Raw genomic sequence first — 19,229 nt, 5'->3', positions numbered from 1 at the left:
AATGGTTACGGTAAGCCCTTTCCTAGGGCCTGGGTAGGTTTGCGAACCTCAGAGGAAGCTCAAAGAACGCTGTGAACGCAGAGCGGCGCCGGCCCTGTCAGGGCCGGCGCCGCGGGGTGTTCTTTCTGGTTAGCCCGGGAAAGGCGGGGTGTCCTGAGTGCACCGAGTGCCCGCCGGGGGCACGTCGCCGTTCAGCAGATAGCGGGATTTCCAGTCGGTCACACACTGGCTGTAGCGGGTGGTGTGCCCGAACCCGTCGAGCGTCAGCAGCCGCGCGTTGCCGAGCTCTCGGTTCATCCGGAGCGCGAAGTCGTACCGCGTAGCCGGGTCGAAGGTCGGGTTCAGCAGCAGCACCGTGTTCGCGGTCCGCTTGTTCCACGGGCCGTGATAACGCTCGGTGATCCGCGGCCAGTTCGCACAGCCGGCCTCACTCAGCGCCTCGGCCCGCCCGAACGTGCGGTGCGCCGCCTCGAACCGGTCCGCGATCGCCGGATAGGCGGCCGGGTTCCGGGGCAGCGGGTTGTCCGAGCAGTTCACCGCGAGCGAGGCGTCCAGCGAGTTGAACCCGTACGCGTCGTCCGACGGGAGTCCGGACGACTTCGGGAAGGTGACGTCGGTGATCTTCCTGGCGGACTGGCCGAACACCACCTGGTACACCAGTTGGAGGGTCGCCGCCGTCTCCGGGAACTCGGCCATGTCGTACAGCGTCTCCCCGATGAACTCGGTGAAATCGTCGATCGTGCGTTCGCCGAGTCCCGGGATCGTCACCGGACCCTGCCGGAACCGCTCGCGCAGTGCGTCGAACCTCACCCGGGCGTCACCCGCGAACGGGCAGGCCGCACCGGCCTCGTCGCAGGCCGCCAGGAAACCGGACAGGGCGATCTCGAACCCGCCGGCCCGGTCGAACTTGTTCTCCAGGCGGTGATCGGTGCGCTGCTCCGGGTCGACGTTGCCGTCCAGGATGACCGCCCGGACCCGCTGCGGGAACAGGTTCACGTAGGTGGCGCCGAGCAGCGTCCCGTAGGAGAACCCGAGGTAGGTCAATTTGTCGTCGCCCACCGCGCGGCGCAGCCGGTCGAGATCCTGCGCCACGTTCACCGTGCTCATGTGGGTGAGCAGCGGGCCCATGTTCGCCTTACAGGCCTCGGTGTACTCGTACCGGGCAGCCAGGGTCTCGCTGATCTCGGCCGCGGTCAGCGGCACACCGGTGACCCGGTCCAGGACGGCGGCCGCCTCCTCCTCGGTCGGATGGCACTGCACCGGGTCGCTTCCCCCGATGCCGCGCGGGTCGAAACCGACCAGGTCGAAACGGGCGAGCACCGCGGGCGAGGCGATGTCGGCCGCCCGGGTGACCATGCCGCGCCCGGCGCCGCCCGGACCGCCCGGGTTCACGAAGAGCGTGCCGATCCGGTGCGCGGGATCGTCGGCGGGCCGCCGGGCGAGGGCGATCGTGGTGGTGGCGCCGCGCGGCTCGTCGTGGTCGAGCGGCACCTCGTAGGCCGCGCAGTCGAAACCGGACAGCTCGGTCTCGGCGCAGGCGGACCAGGTGATCGATGGGGTGGCGGATGCTCCGGTCGGGACGGCGACGGCGGCGGCGACGATCGCGGCGGTACTGATCGCGGCCGCCTCGCCGATGCGAGAGAGGTGGGCCATGCCCGCCACGGTCTCATGTATGTAAATTCCTCGTTGCCCCGTACGGTCTGGGATCATGGGATGGTGATCGTTCCCAGTGACCAGCAAATCCGTGAGCTGCACGAACAGGCTGCCCCCAGTGCCGAGGCGTTCGACCTCGTCTGGACCCATTGCCGGATCGTCTGCCGCATCGCCGAACAGGTGGCCCCGCCCGGCGTCGACCTCGCCCTGGTCCGGGCCGGCGCGCTGCTGCACGACATCGGCGTCTACCGCCTGGCGGCCGGCGAGCACTACGTGCGGCACGGCGTGCTCGGCGAGCAGTGGCTGCACGGGCTGGAACTGCCGGACGTGCTGAGCCGTTTCTGCGCCCACCACACCGGCGTCGGCGTGACGTGCGACGACGTCGTACAGCAGGGCCTGCCGTTGCCGGTGGCCGACTACCTCGCCGACACCCCGGAGGAGGAGATCGTGATGTACGCCGACAAGTTCCACAGCAAGGGCGGCACCCCCGGCTTCGTCACGGCGGCCTCCTTCGCGGCGAGCGTGGCCCGCTTCGGCGCCGACAAGGCGGTTCGGTTCGCCGACATGGTGACGACGTACGGCGAACCCGACCTGGAGGCGCTGGCGAAGGAGTTCGGGCACCCGATCCGGGCGTAGACACTGTCTACGAACGCTTGCTACCGCCGCTCACGCATCGATCCGTGGCACTTGTCGCCGGCGTCGCCGGGGCCATGATGGTGGCGCCGGAACCGGCCCGGCCGGACCACGGGTGAGACTCGGGGTGGCCGCTCCGGGCGGCGGGGCCGGAGGACGAGGCGGGGATCGTGGCACTGCTGATGATGGACCTGGACAACACACTGATCGACCGGGACGCGGCGTTCCGGGAGGCGGTCGTCGCGTTCCTGCACGAGTACGACCTGCCGCCCGGCGACCTCGGGTGGGTGATGGAGGTGGACGGCAGCGGGTTCACACCCCGCCCGGCGGTGGCCGAGGCGATGAACGCCCGGTTTCCCGGAGTGGACGGCCGGGCCGTCACACGGCTGCTCGACGACGGTGGGGCGGGCCGGGTGACGCTCGCCCCCGCGGTCGCCGCGGCCCTGCGCGCCATCCCGTGGCCGAAAGTGATCGTCACCAACGGGCGGACCGCGCAGCAACACGCGAAGCTCGTCAACTCCGGCCTCGACCGGCTGGCCGACGCGTGGGTGATCTCCGAGGAGGCGGGCTGCCGCAAACCCTCGCCGGAGATCTTCCAGCTGGCGGCGCGGCGGGCGGGTGTGCCGCTGGACGGCGCGTGGATGGTCGGCGACTCGGCCGGCGCCGACGTCTCCGGACCCGCCGCGCTGGGGCTGACCACCGTCTGGGTGGCGAACGGGCGGGAGTGGACCGAACGGGCGTACCGCCCCACGCACGTCGCCGCGGACATCGATGCTGCGCTGGCCCTGGTCGCGAACTCCGGCCCGGCCGTTTCGGCTTGACGGCCGTTTCGGCTTGACGGGCGGCGAAGGCTGGACCACGCTGGCGGCGTGACAGACCCCGTGGAGCAGGATGAAACCTGTCCGGTTTGCGAGGGGAATCTGCGGCTGCTCGGGTTTCTTCTGTGCCTTCGCGAGGATGACCAGAAGCGCGTCTGCAAGACACCGCTGTGGTGCCGCGCCTGCGATCGCGTGTGGACCCGCTGGGCGGACCGGCCGGATCCGCTGGTCGACGATCCGATGCCGGAGAGCCTCAAGCGGTCCCTGCTCCGCCGGTGACACAGGCGCATCCGCACATGCACACAGGCGGGAGGCCAGACACTTTTCGTCATCAGGTTCCGCGTGGTGACTTCAGCCGCCCCTCCCGCCCGTAATCAACACGCCTCCATGGGTGTGGTGAGTTTGGGCGTGCTGTGCGCCCGTAGTCAACACGCCTCCATGGGTGTGGTGAGTTTGGGCGTGCTGTGCGCCCGTAATCAACACGCTCCCACGGGTGTGGTGAGTTCGGGCGTCCAGCGCGCCCGAAGTCACCACGCGGATGGGCTTCGTGCTCTGACGACGAAAGGTGTCTAGCTGCTGCCTGTGGAGAAGCGGCCCCAGGCTACGAAGAGGAACAGGGACAGGTACGCCAGGTCGCCGGGGAGGTAGGTCCACTCGTGGCGGCGGAAGCGGGTGGTGACGGCGCCCGCCATGAACAGGGCCAGAGCTGAGGCTCCTACCGGGGTCAGGGGCGGGACGATCAGGGCGGCGCAGCCCAGGAGTTTGACGGCGCCGATGGTTTTCAGCTGCGTGGCGTCGAAGTCGTCGACCCAGTGCTGGCCGCGGCCCAGGGTGCGGTATTTCTCCCGGGTCAGGAGCAGTTGGCTGAGTGCACCGATGGTGAAGGCGGCGGCCAGCAGGCCGGTGATGATCCATAGAAGGGTGTTCACGGGGTCCTCCTCGGGCGGTTACCTGAGCCCCGCCGGGCTCGTCGCAGTGATGACGGGAGCCGACGAGGAGAGGTAACAGACGATGGCCGACGAGTTCGAGGGGCACCGGGAGCGGCTGACGGCGGTGGCGGCCCGGGTGCTCGGCAGCCGCGCCGACGCCGAGGACGTGGTGCAGGAGGCGTGGTTGCGGTTCGCCCGGCAGGAGCCGGGCAGCATCGACAACGTGGCCGCCTGGCTGACCACCGTGGTCGGGCGGCTCAGCATCGACCATCTGCGGTCCCGGTCGGCCAAGGCCGAGGTGCCGTTCACGATGCCGGTCGCGGTGGTCGCCGACGACGATCCGGAAGGGGACGCGATCCGGGCCGAGGCGCTCGGGCTGGCGCTGCTGACCGTGCTCGGGTCGCTGCGACCGGACGAGCGGATCGCGTTCGTGCTGCACGATCTGTTCGCGATGCCGTTCGCCGAGATCGGGCCGGTGATCGGTAGATCCGCGGACGCCGCCAAGATGACCGCCAGCCGGGCCCGGCGCAAGGTGCGGGGTGCGGCCACCGGCCCGGCCGCGGACCGGCGCCGTCAGCGGGCGGTGGTCGAGGCGTTCCTCGCCGCGGCCCGGGATGGGGACTTCGCGGCGCTGCTCGAGGTGCTCGACCCGGACGTGATCTGGGAGACCCACGGGGCGCGGGCGGTCACGGTCCGGACCGGCAGCGCCGAGGTCGTCCGGGCAGTCGAGCGGGGTGGCCGCACCGGATTCCGGGCACGCCGTGTCCTGGTCGACGGGCAGGCCGGCATCCTCGCCTGGAACCCGGCCGGGCAGCCGGTGGGCCTGATGCGCTGCACGGTCGAGAACGGCCGGATGACCCGGATCACCTCACTGACCGACCGGTCGCGGCTGGCGGCGCTGGAGCTCCCGCCCCCGCCGGCAGCGGCCTGACGCTCGTTCAGCGCAGGGACGATCATCCCGTAGGCGGACAACCGGGCCCGGCCCTGCAGGCAGGACAGGTCGGCCGACCGTTCCCCGAGGGGAAACGAGCTGTTGATCATTGGAGGCTAGGTTGGGGGACCCGACCATACCCGTGGAGGATCGACGGATGGCTCACGCGTTCGACTCGTTTGATCTGGGCGGCCTCAAGCTGGCCAACCGGATCGTGATGGCGCCCATGACACGCAGCCGGGCGAAGGGGCGGGTGCCCGGGGAGTTGCAGGCGGCCTACTACGCGCAGCGGGCCTCCGCGGGACTCATCGTCACCGAGAGCACCCAGCCGTCGCCCGAGGGGCAGGGGTTCGCGGACACGCCGGGGCTGCACTCGGACGAGCAGGTCGCGGGATGGCGCACGGTCACCGACGCGGTGCACGCGGCGGGCGGTGTCATCTTCGCGCAGCTCACCCACACCGGGCGGATCAGTCACCCGAGTCTGCTGCCGGACGGGCTGCTGCCGGTCGGGCCGTCGGCGGTCGCCGCGGACGGGAAGGTCTACACCGCTGCCGGGGCGGTCGGGTTTCCGGTGCCGGTCGCGCTCGACGAGGCCGGGATCGCGCGGGTCGTCGAGGGTTTCGCGCGGGCGGCCCGGAACGCGATCGCGGCCGGGTTCGACGGGGTGGAGATCCAGGGGTCGAGCGGATACCTGATCCAGCAGTTCCTGTCGTCGAACGCCAACCTGCGCGACGACGCGTGGGGCGGCTCGATCGAGGGGCGGGTGCGGTTCGGGGCTGAGGTGGCCCGGGCGGTGGCCACGGCGATCGGCGGGGACCGGGTCGGGTTCCGGATCTCACCGGACCGGTCGTACCACGACATCGTGGAGGAGAACACCGATGAGTTGTACGCGACGCTGCTCGACGAGTTGACCGCGGCGGGCATCGGCTACCTGCACCTGATCGAGAGCCCGGACCGGGGGCTGACCCGGCGGCTGCGGGACCGGTGGGCCGGTGCGTTCATCCTGAACCCGCACACGAAGCCGACCGGGCCGGAGAGTCTGGCGCTGATCGAGGACGGTCTGGCCGATCTGGTGGCGTTCGGGACGCTGTTCCTGGCGAACCCGGATCTGCCGGCCCGGCTGGCGGCTGGTGGGCCGTTCAACGAGATGGACCGGAAGACCGCTTTCGGCGGCGGGGAGCGGGGATACACCGACTACCCGGCTCTTCCCGCGTAGCGGCGAGCCACGTAGGGTGACCGCCCACAGCCGCCGGAGGACGCGGCACGGACCGTGAGTGGGCAGCCGCTCGCGAGTCAGCCACGGGAGGTGTGGTTTTTCCGGGAGTGCGTAGGTCGTACCCCCAAAGGGGTTTTCTGATTCTCACCCAGGGTGACCGAAACGCTCACAGGTGTTGCACGTCGCAATTCAGGATCTTGCGGGATTCGTCACGTTAGGGCAGCCTCAGAAAGGTAAGGCTTACCGAAAACAAAGGAACGCTGCCCTATGTTCGCCTGCATTTGTCACCGCGTCCGGGAACGGGATGTGCGCGACGCGATCCGCTGCGGCGCCCGCTCCGAGGAAGCGGTCGGTGACGCCTGCGGAGCAGGGACGGGATGCGGCAGCTGCCTGGACCGGATCGCTGACCTGATCGAGGAGGAAACCGCCGACACGCCGCTTTCTGCCGTCGCCTAGTTTGCCAGAAATGTACGATTTCCCCGAGCAATCCTAACGGGGGTAATCGGCATGCAAGGTGACGCTCGTGTCATCGAGTTCCTGAATGAGCAGCTGACCGCGGAACTGACCGCGATCAACCAGTACTTCCTGCACGGCAAGATGCAGGAGAACTGGGGATACACCGTGCTCGCGAAACACACCAAAGCGGAGTCCATCGACGAGATGCGGCACGCCGAGGTCCTCACCGACCGGATCCTGTTCCTCGAGGGCCTGCCGAACTACCAGAAGCTGTTCGCGCTGCGCATCGGCGAGACGGTCAAGGAGCAGTTCGAGTGCGACATGAAGGTCGAGGTGGAGGCGGTCGACCGCCTGCGCCGGGGCCTGGAGTACATGCGGTCGATCGGTGACGTCACGTCGGCGCGGATCTTCGAGGACATCCTGGCCGACGAGGAGCACCACGTCGACTACCTGGAGACTCAGCTCGCGCTGATCGAGAAGCTGGGTGAGGCGCTCTACCTGCAGAACGTCACGGAGCACCCGGAGGCGGGCTAGTACTCGTCAGGCAGTCGCATCCCTGGGCCGCCCACCTGGCGGCCCAGGGGAGTGGCGCGGCCGTGCGGTTTCTCCCAGTGTTCCTGGCGGCCGAGGGCGGTCAGGTCCAGGTACGGGTACTGGTTGTGGAACTCCTCGATGCCGCGCAGGTAGGTCGAGTAGGTGTGGAAGACCTCGTCGCCGGCGCGCAGGAAGACGCTGATCCCGGGCCATTCGCCGTCGTCGCGGGTGGCCAGGTGGTCGCGGTTGAAGCTCTCGCCGTCCGACGAGTACCACGGGAAGGTCCAGCCCATCCGCTGCTGGACGGCGGCGATCCTCGGGTAGGCGGCCCGGGAGACGGCCACCAGGGTGGTGTTGCGGGCGTGCAGCAGGCGCAGGCCGGCTATGCCGTCGGCGGCCGAGGAACAGCTCGGGCAGGGGGTCTCCCAGTCCGGAGCGAACATGAAGTGGTGGACGATCAGCTGGTCACGGCCGTCGAAGAGGTCGCCGAGCGTGACCGCGCCATGCGGGCCGAAGAATCGGTAGTCGTCGGAGACGCGTACCATCGGCAGCCGGCGCCGGGCCTCGTTGACCCGATCACGTGCCCGGGTCAGGTCCTTCTCCTGGATCAGCAGTTCCGCGCGAGCCTTCTGCCACTCCGCCCGCGTCACGATGTCCGGAAATATCGTCATCTAGATGCTCCTTCAGGGCGGCCAGTGGGCCGTCCCAGTCCCGGGCCAGCGCGGCGAGGAACCGCTGCGCCACCCTCATCGGTGTGGAGTCGAGCCGATAGCGGATCCGGCGCCGCTCACCCCGCACCGCCGTGATCAGGCCGGCGTCGGCGAGCAGGCCGAGATGCTTCGCGATGGCCTGCCGGCTGATCGGCAGGCTCCCGGCCAGGTCGGTCGCGGTCGCCGGGCCGCCGGTGGAGAGCGCGGCCAGGATCGCCCGCCGGGTCGGGTCGGCCAGCGCGGTGAAGACCTCCTGGGCGACGAATTCAGAGTCGTCCGTCAAGGTATGCCACCAACTCGCCCAGTTCGTGCCGCCAGCCCTGGGTGTTGCCCGCGTGGGCGCTGGAGTCAGGCAACTGGGCGAAGCCGGTCTCGACCACGATCAGCGTGGTCCCGGCGACGCTGGGCCGCAGGGTGAACTCGACGTAGGTGCGCCGCGGATCGCCCTCCGGCAGGCCCTGGATCCGCCACGTGTAGCCGAAGAACCGCGGCTCCTCGAGGCGCTCGATGGTCAGCGTCGCGGCGTCGCCGCTGTCCCACGCCAGCTTGATCAGCCCGCCGACGCGCAGGTCGACCTCGGCCGAGTGGCCGAACCAGGCGCCCAGCCCCGCGGCGGTGGTCAGGGCCGCCCACACCTTTTCGGGCGGGTGCGGCAGGTGCAGAGTGCGCTCGATCCGGTCGGGGAATGCCATGTCACCGACGGTATAGCAACTAATCGGTTGCGACAACCCCGAGAGCCGCGGCCAGCCGGGCGACATCCTCGGCGTCCTTCGGCCGCCTCGGCAGACCCGGGACCCACTCCGGCATGCGTCGCTTGATCTCCATCTGGGCGTACGGGTCGACGACCGCGAACCGGATGCCCCCGAGGGTCGCGGCCGGCCCGTCGAGCATGCCGTCCGGCCACCGTTCGCCCGCCCACGGGCCGCCCGCCACCACCACGTGTCCCGCCTCGTCCCGGTCCACAAGGGCGAAACTCAGGTCCACGCCGTCGCGGAGGAAGTCCAGCTGCTGGTCGTGCGGCGGTTCCGGCAGCAGCGCGTACCCCATCGCGGTGATCTTCTCGATGATCCGCGGGGCGTCGGCGGCCCAGGCGAAGAAGTCCACGTCCCGGTGCTCGCGGGTGATCCGGCCGAGGAAGAAGTCCATCGCCCAGCCGCCGCGCAGCCACACCGGCGCCCCGATCGCGGCGACGTCGGCGATCGCGGCCAGCTGGTCGTCGTGCAGAGCCATCCGGGCATGGTAACGATCATCGGCTTGCCGGTTCGGCCGGCGGCGGGATGCGGGATGCGGACCCGCATCGCCGCGCCACGGCCCGGAGCGAGTCGTGATCGGATGAGGACGGCACGCTGGACGTCTTTCGCAGTCAGGGTCTGCCTCTGTGGTGATTTCGGGCGCTCAGCGCGCCCGTATTCACCACGCCGCCAGGGGTGTGGTGATTTGGGGCGTCCAGCGCGCCCGTATTCACCACACCACCAGGGGTGTGGTGATTTGGGGCGTCCAGCGCGCCCGTAATCAACACACCGCCACGGGTGTGGTGAATTGGGGCGTCCAGCGCGCCTGAAATCACCACGCGGACGGGCTTCGCACCCTGACGACGAAACATGTCTAGGGTGCTGGGGGTGTCCACACCCATCGTCGTCGATCACGATCCGCAGTGGCAGCAGGGCGCCGCCGCCCTGACCGGGGAGATCGCCGCCCTGCTCGGCCCGGCCGCCCTGCGCGTCGAACACATCGGCAGCACCTCGATCCCCGGCATGGCCGCCAAACCGATCTACGACCTGCAGCTGAGCGTCGCCGACCTGAACACCGCCGCGGCAGCCTTCGACGGGCCGCTCACGACGCTCGGCTTCACCCGGATGCCGTACCAGCACGATCACGTGCCGGCCGGCTCGGACGACCCGCAGTCGCTCTGGGTGAAACGCTACTGGAACCGTCGAACCCCCGGCCTGCCCCCGGTCAACCTGCACTGCCGCCTGGCCGGCTCCCCGAACGAGCGCCTGGCCCTGCTGTTCCGCGACTGGTTCCGCGCCCACCCGCGGGCGGTGCCGGCGTACGCCCGCTTCAAGCAGTCTCTGGCCGCCGAGATCCCCGACGTCGACGTCTACACCGACCTGAAGGACCCGGTGGTGGACCTGGTCGTCACGGTTGCCGAGGAGTGGGCGGCGGTCACCGGCTGGAAGCCGTGAGGCTCACGATCCGCGGGCGTAGTGCGCCACGGCCGGCAGCAGTCCGACCGCGCCCGCGAAGGCGCCGCCCGCGGTGAGGGCGGACGCCGGGATGTTGCTGCCCGCGGTGAGGACGTCCGCCGGGATGTTGCTGCCCGCGGCGATCGACAGCCAGCCGGCGGCACCGCTGGTGACGGTAGCGGTGGGAAGGACGGGGAAAGGGCTCGCTCAGCCCGGATGACGTCGACGCGATCGCCCGTGCCCTCGGCGCGGGCGACGCGGAACCCAGGCGCTGGTCGCACGGGCGTCCCGATCCTTCGACCGGATGACCGACTGGCGGCCGGCGTCGACAGGCCTGGCCGTGCAGCAGAAGACGCTTGCGGACTGGGAGGCCGGTGCCACCTGCATCCGTGTCTTCGGCCATTCACTGGTGCCCGGGGCGCTGCAGACCCACGGCTATGCGCAACTGGTCCTCCGGGCCTTCCGGCAGTTGGCCGTGCTCACCGAATGCTGCGGAAACCCTGAACCGCCGTGAGGCGGACGGCGAACCAGGTGATCTGGTCGTCGCCGTCGCCGAGCGCGGCGGTCCGGTCCGCCTCGTCGAGGGTGGTGAGCAGGCCGTGCGCGCCGACGCGGAGCTCCTTGTTGTAGCAGAGCCACGTGTGGAACTGCCCGCCCATCGCCTCGTGGCCGAGAACCTCGAACCCCAGGTGTTGCCCCGCGAGCGGCGGGGTGCGGGCGGTCAGGTTGTCGCGGACCGGGTGCGGGTGGTCGAACCAGCCGGCGATCTCCGCGGCCCGCCCGGTCGGCACCTCCACCGCCAGCACCGGTGACGGCACCCGGGGCGGCCGCCACAGACCGCCGGCCACGAAGCCGGCCGTCACGTACTCGTTCACATCGTCCCTCGTCACACGCTTGCTGACCGTCCGTAGTGGACCAACTCCAGATGCCGATCTTGCTCGCTGGCATTACGGTCGATGAATGTTGCGAAAAGCCAGTGTGATCGCCGCGGGGGCGGCCCTGATCCTCGGGGCCGTCGCCGCGCCGGCACACGCCATCGCCAACGGGGAGCCGGTGCCGGACGGTAAGTACCGGTTCTCCACCAAACTCACGATGACGGGCATCCCCACCGCGGACGGGGGCCGCCGGAACAGCGCCTGCTCCGGCGCCCTGGTCGCACCGCAGTGGGTGATCACCGCCGGGCACTGTTTCCGCACCTTCGACGGGGTGCGGCAGGAGTACCCGGTCGCCGATCTGACCACGGCCACCGTCGGCCGTACCGATCTCACCGGCAGCGGTGGGGTGGAGGTCAAGGTGGTGGCGGTCCGGCAGTCGAAGACCGCCGACGTGTCGCTGGCCAAGCTGGAACGGCCGGTCCGCGGCATCAAGCCGATCAAGGTCGGGACGTCCCCGGCCGACGTCGGGGACATTCTGCGGCTCACCGGGTACGGGTCCACCACCAGTGTGAACCCGACACCGTCCACCCGGCTGCTCACCGGCAAGCTGCAGGTCGTCGAGGTGACGGACACGGTGGTCGGGGTCAAGGGCTACGCGCCCGCCGCGGACACCACCCCGTGCCCGTACGACTCGGGCGGCCCGTACTTCATCGAGAAGAAGCACCGCGCCCCGGTGCTGGTGGCCGTGGTCAGCAACGGTCCGAGCTGCCCGCACTCCGCGACGGAGAGCGCCGCCCGGACCGACAACATCGCGTCCTGGATCAAGGACACGGTGAAGACGCAGTGACACGAAACGACCGCGGCCGCCGGAAGAGGCGGCCGCGGTCGTTTCCGCGTACACGATCAGAGAAGTTCTTCGGAAGGCTCCGGCTGGGCGACCTCACGCAGGTGACGGTTGTGGCGCGGCTCCTGCTTGGTCTTCGCGTCGTTGAGTCGTCGCCGCAGGTCGTCGCGGGCATCCATGATCGCCGCGTGCAGGTCGTCCTCGGACGAGGTGGTGACCACCTTGTCCCGGCCGCTGATCCAGCACTCCAGCGTCACCTTCTGCCCGGCGGCGTTGCGATCCTTCACCGAGATCTCGAGCTCCGTGGCGTCCGCATGGAACGAGGCAAGCCGCGTGTCCAGCGGTTCGAACAGCTCGGTGATCCAGTTCCGGTCACCCTGCGAGAAACCCGTACCGACCCGCAGACACTCCTGCACGGTGGCGGGGTTGGCGACTGCACTCATCAGACCTCCTCGATCCGGCAAATCAGGACAACTGATCTCCTACCCAGAGATGTCAGGGTCGAATCGCCCGAGATCCGGAAGATGCCAGATGAGTTGCCACCCGCGCCAGTTTCCGGGCCGTCTCCGGTCCGATCCGGGTGCCGCCGGCGCGCAGCAGACGGTGGAGTTCCTGCTCCGTGCTGAGCAGGCAGTCAGCCGGAAGGTTGTAGACGCTGAGCAGCCCGGAACCGGCGAACATCAGCACCGCGGTGACCGGAACCGATCGGGAGACCGCCTCCGAGAGGGTGAGTTGCGCCAGACGGGCGGCCTTACGCACCCGCGGTACGTACGGCGGGCGCTCCTGATCGATCTGCACCACGTCACCGGCCACGCTGGCCCGCGCCGTGCCGTGATCGACCACGGTCACCAGGAAGAGGCCGACCGGTCCGACCACGAGGAACTCGACGTCCTCGCCGGGGCGTCGCGGATCCGGCCAGCCGACCACGTGCCAGGCCGGCCCGAGCGGCGCGACGGCGGAGGCGATCATGTCCGCGGCGGTGCGGTGCGCGGACAGGCGCGGACGCGGCATGCGGTGGCCGGTGGTCCGGACAGGGAACGGGTTGCGCATGCCTTCAAGGATCGCGCGCCGAAGCAAATAGTGTCGTTCCATGCGCTTGCAGATCCCCCCGGTCGTGGTAGCCCCGATGGCGGGCGGCCCGTCCACTCCCGAACTCGTCCTCGCCGCGGCGAGCGCCGGTGCGCTGGGCTTTCTCCCCGCCGGATACAAGACGCCGGGCGCGGTCGAGGACGAGTTGCGGGCGGTGGCCGGTTCGCCCTTCGGGCTCAACATCTTCGTGCCGACGCCACCGCCGAGCGACACCGGGCCGTTGGAGCGCTTCCGGCTCCGTCTGCGGAAGGAATTCATCGGGTACGAGCTACCCCTCCCACCCCTGCCGAAAGAGGACGACGACGGTTTCACCCGGAAGGTGGAGGTGGCGGTCGCCTACGCACCGCCTCTGGTCACTTTCACGTTCGGGGTGCCGCCGTCCTCCGTGGTCGGCGCCCTGCAGCGGGCGGGCTCCACGGTGCTGATCACCGTCACGTCGGCGGGGGAGGCGGTGGAGGCTCTGCGGGTGGCGCCGGACGGACTGATCGCCCAGGCGGGCACGGCCGGCGGCCACTCCGCCACCACCCACCCGGAGTCCTACCGGGGCGACTCGACGGCGGCGCAGGTCCTCGCCGAGGTGCGGGCGGTGACGGACGTCCCGGTGGTCGTCGCCGGGGGTGTCAGCACGGCCGCCGAGGTGTCCGCCCTCCGCCGTGCGGGTGCCGCCGCCGTCCAGTGCGGCACGGCGTTCCTGCTCGCGGACGAGGCCGGCACCCGGCCCGTACACCGGACCGCCCTGACCTCGGGGGAGTTCACCGAGACCGCGGTGACCCGGGCGTTCACCGGTCAGCCGGCCCGCGGCCTGCGGAACCGGTTCATCGACGAGTACTCCGCGGACGCCCCGATCGCCTATCCCGCGGTGCACCACCTGACCGCGGGACTGCGGGCCGCGGCCGCCGCGGCCGGCGACACCGGAACGGCGCATCTCTGGGCGGGAACGGGTTTCGCTTCCGCCCGGGAGGCGCCGCTCGCGGATCTGCTCGGTGCGCTGCGCGACGGTCAGCCGTTCTGATTCTGGTTCTGGCCGGTGCCGCCGTCCCCGCCGTCCTCGCCCCCGTCACCCTCCGTCGGTTCGGTGGTCGGCTCGGTGGTGGGCTCGGTCGTCGGCTCCGTGGTGGGGGGCTCGGTCGTCGGTTCCGTGGTCGGCGGGGTCGTCGGCTTCGGGCTCTTCTTGGTCGGCTTGGTGGTCGGCGTGTAGTCGTCCTCGTCGTTCCCGGAGTCGTCCTGGCGCGGCGGTTCGGTCGTCGGCTCGTCGTCGGTCGTGGTGGTGACGACGGCGGGCGGCGTGTCGACCGGGTCGGCCGTGCCGTCGAACGCGCCGGCGAAGGCGGCCACACCGATGCCGAGCAGGCCGACCACGACCACCCCGGCGAGGACCATCGGCCAGCGCTGCGCGGTGTCCGACCCTGCGCCGCCACGCCGGTAGTCGTTGCCGTCGTCGTATCCGGGCGCGGCCAGCGAACCGGTCTGGTAGGCCCCGCCCTGGGCGGCGGGCCGGGGCGGCACGGCCGCCGACGCGGCCCACGGGGCGTTGCCCGGGCGCTGCTGGGAACCGGTCTGATAGCCGGGCTGCTGCTGGGAACCGGTCTGATAACCGGGTCGCTGCTGCGAGCCCGTCTGGTAGCCCGGGCGCTGCTGGGATCCGGTCTGATAGCCCTGCGATCCGGTGTTGTAGCCCGGCCCCGGACCGTACGGCTGTTGCTGCTGCGGCCGGGTCGCCCCGCCGAAGCCCTGCGTCCCGGTGCGGTATCCGGCCCCGGGAGCGCCGAACGCCCGCGTCGACGGGTGCGGACGCCCGTTCGCCGCGGCCTCGGCCGCCTCGGCCATCGCCTCGGCGGTCGGGAACCGCTCCTGCGGCTGCTTGGCCATCGCCGTGGCGATCACCGCGAGCACGGCCGGCGGCACGTCCGGCGGCAGCGGCGCGGGGTGGTCCTGCAGGTGCTGCATGGCGATCGCCACCGGGGTCTCGCCGGTGAACGGCGGGCGCCCGGCCAGACAGTGGTAGGCCACGCAGCCCAGCGCGTAGATGTCGACGCCCGGCGTGATCGTCTCCTTGGCCACCTGCTCCGGGGCCATGTAGAGCGCGGTGCCGATGACCTCGGCGACACCGGTCAGGTCGACCGACTGGGCGGACCGGGCGATGCCGAAGTCGACGAGGACCACGTTGCCGTTCGGCTCGATGATCAGGTTGCCCGGCTTGACGTCGCGGTGCACGATCCCGGCCTCGTGGGCGGCGCCCAGCGCGCGGGCCGCCTTGGAGATGATCGACATGGTGTCGGCGACGCTCAGCCGGCCCCGCTCGGCCAGCCGGTTGTTGAGCGCGTCGCCGTCGACCCGGGCCATCACCAGGAACGCCTGGTTGCCGCTCGACCCGTAGTCGTAGACCTGCACGACGCCGGGGTGCCGCAGCGCGGCCATGGTCTGCGCCTCGTGCTCGAAGCGGGTGAGCAGGCTGCGGTCGCCGGTGAACCCGGCGAGCAGGGTCTTCACCGCGACCGGGCGGTTCAGCACGGTGTCGGTGGCGCGCCAGACCTCACCCATACCGCCGGCGGCGATCCGGCCGTCCATCCGGTAACGGCCGCCGATCATGTCTCCGGGATTAGGCATGGCATGACTTTACTGATGCGCCCTGTGGATCTTGCTAACCCCCACCCCCCTTCGGAGCGCTCCCAAAATGATCAACTTCTGGGCTCCCTCCCGGAAGAGGTCATCCGGTCCCGGGGTGCTTCTGAGGGGAGAAGGGGGGAGATGGGTGGTTGCGCACCCCTTGATAGCGCCTGCTACCAAACGCTAAACCTGCGCGCAGATTTCCTCAGCTCGCGGCCGGTTCGCCGACCAGCATGTGGTGGAGCTGGGCTGGTTTGAGTGGGGCGGTGGGGAGCGGGTGGGCGGCCGCCGTGCGCAGCCCGTCCAGCAGGAACGCGACGCTGCGCCGCCAGCCGGGCGCGCCGGTGGACTCCGCCGCGCGGGCGAGCGCCGCGTTCGACGCCAGGAAGAAGATCAGGTCTTCGGTGGTGAAGTCGGCGCGCAGCGTACCCGCTGATCGTGCCCGGTCGATGATGCTCGCGGCGGCCGCCGCGGTGTTGTCGCAGACGGCCATCAGGCGGACGGCCTGGGGGCAGCGGCGGGTCAGCACGTCGCCCAGGGCCGGGTCGGTGGCCTGAAGTTCGCAGACCTCGGTCACGTATCCGGCGAAACCCTCCCACGCGTCGTCGCAGGCCTGGGCGCGGCGGGCGGCGTCACCGAGACGCTTGGCGGCGATGTCGCCGATCACCTCGTCGATCAGGGCCTCGCGGGTGCCGAACAGGTTGTAGAGCGTGCCGTGGCTGACGCCGGCGTGCCGGGCGATCTCCTTGAGGGAGACCTGTAGGCCGCGTTCCCGGCACAGTGCGGTCGCGGCGGTGCGCAGCTTGTCGGCGTTGCGCTGTGCGTCGGCGCGCATGACCCCCCTTATCTTGACCCCGTGGTCAAGATGCCTGCTACTGTTGCCGGGTAACTTGACCTGTGGGTCAGAATACCCCGAAGCCGAGGAGCGGCCATGTCGGAGATCCCGGAGACCACCACCCCGGTCCTCGAGGAGGAACCGCCGGTGGAGGAGCTGCCGCAGCTGATCATCCTTGAGGGCGCCGACGACGCCCCGGTCTGTGAGAACGGAGTGTGCTGGTGACCATCCGCATCGACGTCTGGTCCGATGTCGTCTGCCCCTGGTGCTACATCGGCAAGCGCCGCCTGGAGTCCGGGCTGGAGCGCTTCGAGCACAAGGACGACGTCAGCATCACCTGGCACAGCTTCCAGCTCGACCCGACCATCCCGCAGGGACAGCGTGAGCCGGTCAGCGAGATGCTCGGCAAGAAGATCGGCGCCCCGCCGTCCCAGGTCCGCGCCATGCAGCACCAGGTCACCCAGCTCGCCGAGGCCGAGGGCCTGAGCTACGACCTGGGCAACGCCAGCTCGGTGAACACCCGCGACGCGCACCGGGTGGCCCACCTGGCCGGCCAGCACGGCCTCGGTGACGCCATGCACGAGGCGCTGCTCAAGGCGCACCTGTCCGACGCCGCCGTCGTCGACGACCCGGACACCCTGGTCCGGCTGGCGACCGAGGTGGGCGTGCCCGCCGCCGAGGCCACCGACGTGGTGAACAGCCAGAAGTACGGCGCCGAGGTCGACGCGGACATCCGCAAGGCCCGCCAGCTGGGCATCAGTGGCGTCCCGTTCTTCGTCCTCAACGACCGGATCGGCGTCTCCGGCGCCCAGTCCGCCGAGCACTTCCTGGCAGCGCTGCGCAAGGCCCACGCCGAGGCCTGAGCCGTCGTCAGCGGCGGCGGACCCGGATCACGCAGGTCAGCATCGGCAGGGTGAACTCGCCGTTCGCGGTCTCCGGCCGCGACGCCAGATAGCCGCGGATCCCGTCGAGCACCATCCGCCGCCGCACCTCCGGCATGGTCAAGACTCCCGCCCTGGTGGCCAGTGTCGCCACCAGGGCGTCAGCCGTGCGGCGCTGCCCGTGCCCGAACATCGCCCGTTCGACGTCACCGAACCACGATCCTTCCCCGGGTACGCCTGAAGTAGCGTCCCGCCAAGCGGCCGGCGTGTCCCGTGGCCCGATCACGTCCGGACCGGCGACCCGCGCCAGGCCGGCCACCCAGGCGACGCGGTCGTCGACGACGTTCCAGAGTCCGGCCAGCACGCCGCCGGGTGCGAGGACCCGGGCGATCTCCGGTCCGGCGACGGTCATGTCGAACCAGTGCAGGGCATTGCCGGCCAGTACGGCGTCGGCCGCGCCGTCCGCCAGCGGGATCGACTCGGCGCTGCCCGCGAGCGCCGTCACCCGGGGGAGTGCCCGGGTCAGTTCGGCCCGCATCGCCGGGTCCGGCTCGACCGCGGTCACGGTGGCGCCCGTCGCGGCCAGGACGGCGGTGAGTTTGCCGGTTCCGGCGCCCAGATCGAGCACCCGGGTGCCGGGCGCCGGGTTCACGGCCCAGCGCACCGCGTCCCGTGCGTAATCCGGCCGGTGTGCGGCGTAGTCGGCGGCCGCCGCCCCGAACGAGAGCCGTTCCATCTCAGGAGTTGGTGACCTGGGCGGTCGGGTGGATCGACGGGATGTTGACGACCAGGTCGTACGCGTCGACGACCGGGGTCGGCTGGTAGCGGTCGAGGACCCGGATCCGGTCCGGGGCGCCGGTGAGTCCGGCCGTGCGCGCGGGACGCAGGTCGAGAGCGCACAGCCGCCCGGCCAGGGGCTCCTCGACGCTGCCCGGTTCCGGCGCGGCCAACTCGGCGCCGGTGATCGCCACGCCGCCGGGGGCGTCCGCGTCCGGCCGGTGCGCGACCGTCGTGCCGGAGGTGCAGGTGACGGCGATTGCCACGTACCCGTCATGAAGTCTGGTGGAAAGATGACGCCCGGCCGCGGAGAGCGCGAAGGCGGGGGTCTGCAGCGGCGTCCGCTGGATGTGACTGTTGTGCGCCGCGACGATGATCTTCGTGTCCGGTCCGAGCTGGTCCAGCAGCCAGAACACGGTCTCGGCCATGCCCCGGTCGCGGGGCGCGAGCTTCGGGTGGACGCCCTCGGTCGCGGCGATGTATTGGCGCATCGCCTGGTCCAGCAGCAGGGCGAGACGCAGTTCGTGACGGGTGGTGGCGTAGGCGTCGTCGCCGGTGGCCTCCCGGTAGTCGGACTCCAGCGCGTCGAAGCGGGTGGCGAGCTCCGCGTAGTCGGCGGTGATCCGGTTCCGGTCGTCCGGGGTCAGCGCGCCGTAGGCGGCGTAGGCGGGCAGGGCATGCTCGCCGGCGAAGACACTGATCGCGGTGATCAGCCGTTCGACGGTGACAATCGCGTCCGGGTCGGCTTTCTGCAGGTAGCGGTGGATGCTCTCGAGAGCGGACAGTGGCGAGGTGGTCGAGCCGGGCACGTCGAGACCGAAGAATCGGGTCGGGGGAGTGGCCGTGCGCAACGATTCGAGATGCTCTCGAAATTCCCGATTTTTGCCCATATTGTACGTGATGCCGGTTTCGTTGATCGCTTCCTCGACCGGGCGTTCGCCGCGCACCCAGGCGTCCACGGCGAGACCCTCGGTGAACCCGGACTCCAGCGCGTAGACGCCGAACCCGAGACGCTCGGTGAGGAACCGCTGAAGCCGGTGCCGCAGCCGGTAGAACTCGCTGACCAGGTGCGAGTTCTCCCCGATCGCGACGACCCGGGCGCCCGCCAGCGGATCCGCGAACGGTTCGAGATCGTCGAACGGCGCGTGCGGGTCTAGCGTGGCCAGCGGAACCGCGTTGTCCGCGGCGTAACGAGCGAAGTCCATCGCGCCAAGATAGCGTCCACAGTGGAAGCAGATGGACTTTGTTAACTTTC

26 protein-coding genes are annotated in these 19,229 nt (G+C 70.5%); 13 read left to right on the top strand and 13 right to left on the bottom strand.

From position 1 onward, the window contains the following. Positions 1 to 129: 129 nt before the first annotated feature. Positions 130 to 1,653 (bottom strand): alpha/beta hydrolase, encoded by a 1,524-nt coding sequence (locus QSK32_RS36540; protein WP_285474513.1) that lies wholly within the window; start codon positions 1,651 to 1,653, stop codon positions 130 to 132. 60 nt (positions 1,654 to 1,713) lie between these two features. Here QSK32_RS36540 and QSK32_RS36535 point away from each other — a divergent pair, with 60 nt between their 5' ends. From QSK32_RS36535 to QSK32_RS36525, 3 genes are all read left to right on the top strand, one after another. Next, a complete protein-coding gene (locus QSK32_RS36535; protein ID WP_285474512.1) occupies positions 1,714 to 2,289 on the top strand; it encodes an HD domain-containing protein in 576 nt (191 codons plus the stop codon). Between the two features lie 167 nt (positions 2,290 to 2,456). Then, positions 2,457 to 3,107: an HAD family hydrolase gene (locus QSK32_RS36530; RefSeq protein ID WP_285474511.1), complete on the top strand. Its 651-nt coding sequence runs from the start codon at positions 2,457 to 2,459 to the stop codon at positions 3,105 to 3,107. Positions 3,108 to 3,155: 48 nt separating this feature from the next. Continuing rightward, entirely contained in the window at positions 3,156 to 3,383 is a 228-nt protein-coding gene (locus tag QSK32_RS36525) for a hypothetical protein (RefSeq protein WP_285474510.1), read from the top strand. A gap of 290 nt (positions 3,384 to 3,673) precedes the next feature. Here the strand turns inward: QSK32_RS36525 and QSK32_RS36520 are convergent, their stop codons facing one another. Continuing rightward, on the bottom strand, positions 3,674 to 4,033 hold the full coding sequence (locus QSK32_RS36520) for a DoxX family protein (protein ID WP_045740931.1): 360 nt from the start codon (positions 4,031 to 4,033) through the stop codon (positions 3,674 to 3,676). A gap of 82 nt (positions 4,034 to 4,115) precedes the next feature. Here QSK32_RS36520 and QSK32_RS36515 point away from each other — a divergent pair, with 82 nt between their 5' ends. From QSK32_RS36515 to bfr, 4 genes are all read left to right on the top strand, one after another. Then, entirely contained in the window at positions 4,116 to 4,964 is an 849-nt protein-coding gene (locus QSK32_RS36515) for a sigma-70 family RNA polymerase sigma factor (protein ID WP_045740932.1), read from the top strand. A gap of 157 nt (positions 4,965 to 5,121) precedes the next feature. Continuing rightward, the gene (locus QSK32_RS36510) at positions 5,122 to 6,180 is read left to right on the top strand and encodes an alkene reductase (protein ID WP_285474509.1); all 1,059 of its coding nucleotides are present in this window, start codon (positions 5,122 to 5,124) and stop codon (positions 6,178 to 6,180) included. A gap of 267 nt (positions 6,181 to 6,447) precedes the next feature. Beyond that, positions 6,448 to 6,636, top strand: a complete 189-nt coding sequence (locus QSK32_RS36505; protein WP_045740934.1) for a (2Fe-2S)-binding protein — start codon at positions 6,448 to 6,450, stop codon at positions 6,634 to 6,636. Positions 6,637 to 6,687: 51 nt separating this feature from the next. Then, complete coding sequence (gene bfr / locus QSK32_RS36500) at positions 6,688 to 7,170, top strand: bacterioferritin (RefSeq protein ID WP_045740935.1); 483 nt, start codon at positions 6,688 to 6,690, stop codon at positions 7,168 to 7,170. On the opposite strand, the gene QSK32_RS36495 is transcribed toward bfr, so the two are convergent. Genes QSK32_RS36495 through QSK32_RS36480 form a run of 4 tightly spaced genes read right to left on the bottom strand, consistent with a single transcriptional unit; the run spans position 7,167 to position 9,110 of the window. After that, the gene (locus QSK32_RS36495; protein ID WP_285474508.1) at positions 7,167 to 7,841 is read right to left on the bottom strand and encodes a DUF899 domain-containing protein; all 675 of its coding nucleotides are present in this window, start codon (positions 7,839 to 7,841) and stop codon (positions 7,167 to 7,169) included. The two genes, bfr and QSK32_RS36495, sit on opposite strands and share 4 nt — an antisense overlap. Then, a complete protein-coding gene (locus tag QSK32_RS36490; RefSeq protein WP_285474507.1) occupies positions 7,747 to 8,163 on the bottom strand; it encodes an ArsR/SmtB family transcription factor in 417 nt (138 codons plus the stop codon). Before QSK32_RS36490 ends, QSK32_RS36495 begins: the two co-directional genes overlap by 95 nt. Further along, entirely contained in the window at positions 8,147 to 8,572 is a 426-nt protein-coding gene (locus QSK32_RS36485; RefSeq protein ID WP_285474506.1) for an SRPBCC domain-containing protein, read from the bottom strand. Before QSK32_RS36485 ends, QSK32_RS36490 begins: the two co-directional genes overlap by 17 nt. Positions 8,573 to 8,591: 19 nt before the next feature. Beyond that, on the bottom strand, positions 8,592 to 9,110 hold the full coding sequence (locus tag QSK32_RS36480; RefSeq protein ID WP_285474505.1) for a nucleotidyltransferase domain-containing protein: 519 nt from the start codon (positions 9,108 to 9,110) through the stop codon (positions 8,592 to 8,594). Positions 9,111 to 9,499: 389 nt separating this feature from the next. Between QSK32_RS36480 and QSK32_RS36475 the strand changes: the two genes are divergently transcribed. Both QSK32_RS36475 and QSK32_RS36470 read left to right on the top strand, forming a co-directional pair. Beyond that, positions 9,500 to 10,066 carry a GrpB family protein gene (locus QSK32_RS36475; protein WP_285474504.1) on the top strand — a complete coding sequence of 189 codons (567 nt, stop codon included), beginning with the start codon at positions 9,500 to 9,502 and terminating at the stop codon, positions 10,064 to 10,066. 304 nt (positions 10,067 to 10,370) lie between these two features. Continuing rightward, the gene (locus tag QSK32_RS36470; protein WP_045740940.1) at positions 10,371 to 10,580 is read left to right on the top strand and encodes a Scr1 family TA system antitoxin-like transcriptional regulator; all 210 of its coding nucleotides are present in this window, start codon (positions 10,371 to 10,373) and stop codon (positions 10,578 to 10,580) included. Here QSK32_RS36470 and QSK32_RS36465 read toward each other — a convergent pair. Then, positions 10,546 to 10,941 (bottom strand): hypothetical protein, encoded by a 396-nt coding sequence (locus tag QSK32_RS36465; protein ID WP_285474503.1) that lies wholly within the window; start codon positions 10,939 to 10,941, stop codon positions 10,546 to 10,548. The two genes, QSK32_RS36470 and QSK32_RS36465, sit on opposite strands and share 35 nt — an antisense overlap. 85 nt (positions 10,942 to 11,026) lie before the next feature. On the opposite strand from QSK32_RS36465, the gene QSK32_RS36460 reads away from it, so the two are divergent. After that, a complete protein-coding gene (locus tag QSK32_RS36460; RefSeq protein WP_045740942.1) occupies positions 11,027 to 11,788 on the top strand; it encodes a S1 family peptidase in 762 nt (253 codons plus the stop codon). A 56-nt stretch (positions 11,789 to 11,844) separates the two neighbouring features. On the opposite strand, the gene QSK32_RS36455 is transcribed toward QSK32_RS36460, so the two are convergent. Beyond that, positions 11,845 to 12,228 (bottom strand): HPF/RaiA family ribosome-associated protein, encoded by a 384-nt coding sequence (locus QSK32_RS36455; RefSeq protein WP_045740943.1) that lies wholly within the window; start codon positions 12,226 to 12,228, stop codon positions 11,845 to 11,847. Between the two features lie 52 nt (positions 12,229 to 12,280). Further along, a complete protein-coding gene (locus tag QSK32_RS36450; RefSeq protein WP_052720220.1) occupies positions 12,281 to 12,835 on the bottom strand; it encodes a hypothetical protein in 555 nt (184 codons plus the stop codon). Between the two features lie 40 nt (positions 12,836 to 12,875). On the opposite strand from QSK32_RS36450, the gene QSK32_RS36445 reads away from it, so the two are divergent. Then, the gene (locus tag QSK32_RS36445) at positions 12,876 to 13,886 is read left to right on the top strand and encodes a nitronate monooxygenase (protein ID WP_285474502.1); all 1,011 of its coding nucleotides are present in this window, start codon (positions 12,876 to 12,878) and stop codon (positions 13,884 to 13,886) included. Here the strand turns inward: QSK32_RS36445 and QSK32_RS36440 are convergent. Next, entirely contained in the window at positions 13,874 to 15,481 is a 1,608-nt protein-coding gene (locus QSK32_RS36440) for a serine/threonine-protein kinase (RefSeq protein ID WP_285474501.1), read from the bottom strand. The two genes, QSK32_RS36445 and QSK32_RS36440, sit on opposite strands and share 13 nt — an antisense overlap. 205 nt (positions 15,482 to 15,686) lie before the next feature. Then, positions 15,687 to 16,316 (bottom strand): TetR/AcrR family transcriptional regulator, encoded by a 630-nt coding sequence (locus tag QSK32_RS36435; RefSeq protein WP_285474500.1) that lies wholly within the window; start codon positions 16,314 to 16,316, stop codon positions 15,687 to 15,689. 96 nt (positions 16,317 to 16,412) lie between these two features. Between QSK32_RS36435 and QSK32_RS36430 the strand changes: the two genes are divergently transcribed. Beyond that, entirely contained in the window at positions 16,413 to 16,541 is a 129-nt protein-coding gene (locus tag QSK32_RS36430) for a hypothetical protein (protein ID WP_281179045.1), read from the top strand. Then, positions 16,538 to 17,179 (top strand): DsbA family oxidoreductase, encoded by a 642-nt coding sequence (locus QSK32_RS36425; protein ID WP_285474499.1) that lies wholly within the window; start codon positions 16,538 to 16,540, stop codon positions 17,177 to 17,179. The genes QSK32_RS36430 and QSK32_RS36425 overlap by 4 nt, the downstream gene beginning before the upstream one ends. Positions 17,180 to 17,186: 7 nt before the next feature. Here QSK32_RS36425 and QSK32_RS36420 read toward each other — a convergent pair whose 3' ends face one another. Continuing rightward, complete coding sequence (locus QSK32_RS36420) at positions 17,187 to 17,933, bottom strand: class I SAM-dependent methyltransferase (protein WP_285474498.1); 747 nt, start codon at positions 17,931 to 17,933, stop codon at positions 17,187 to 17,189. Between the two features lies 1 nt (position 17,934). Beyond that, entirely contained in the window at positions 17,935 to 19,179 is a 1,245-nt protein-coding gene (locus QSK32_RS36415; RefSeq protein ID WP_285474497.1) for an erythromycin esterase family protein, read from the bottom strand. Positions 19,180 to 19,229 lie beyond the last annotated feature (50 nt).

It is taken from the genome of Actinoplanes sp. NBRC 101535 (assembly GCF_030269225.1).
GTDB lineage: Bacteria > Actinomycetota > Actinomycetes > Mycobacteriales > Micromonosporaceae > Actinoplanes > Actinoplanes rectilineatus.
This window is presented reverse-complemented; position numbering and strand designations above follow the sequence as displayed.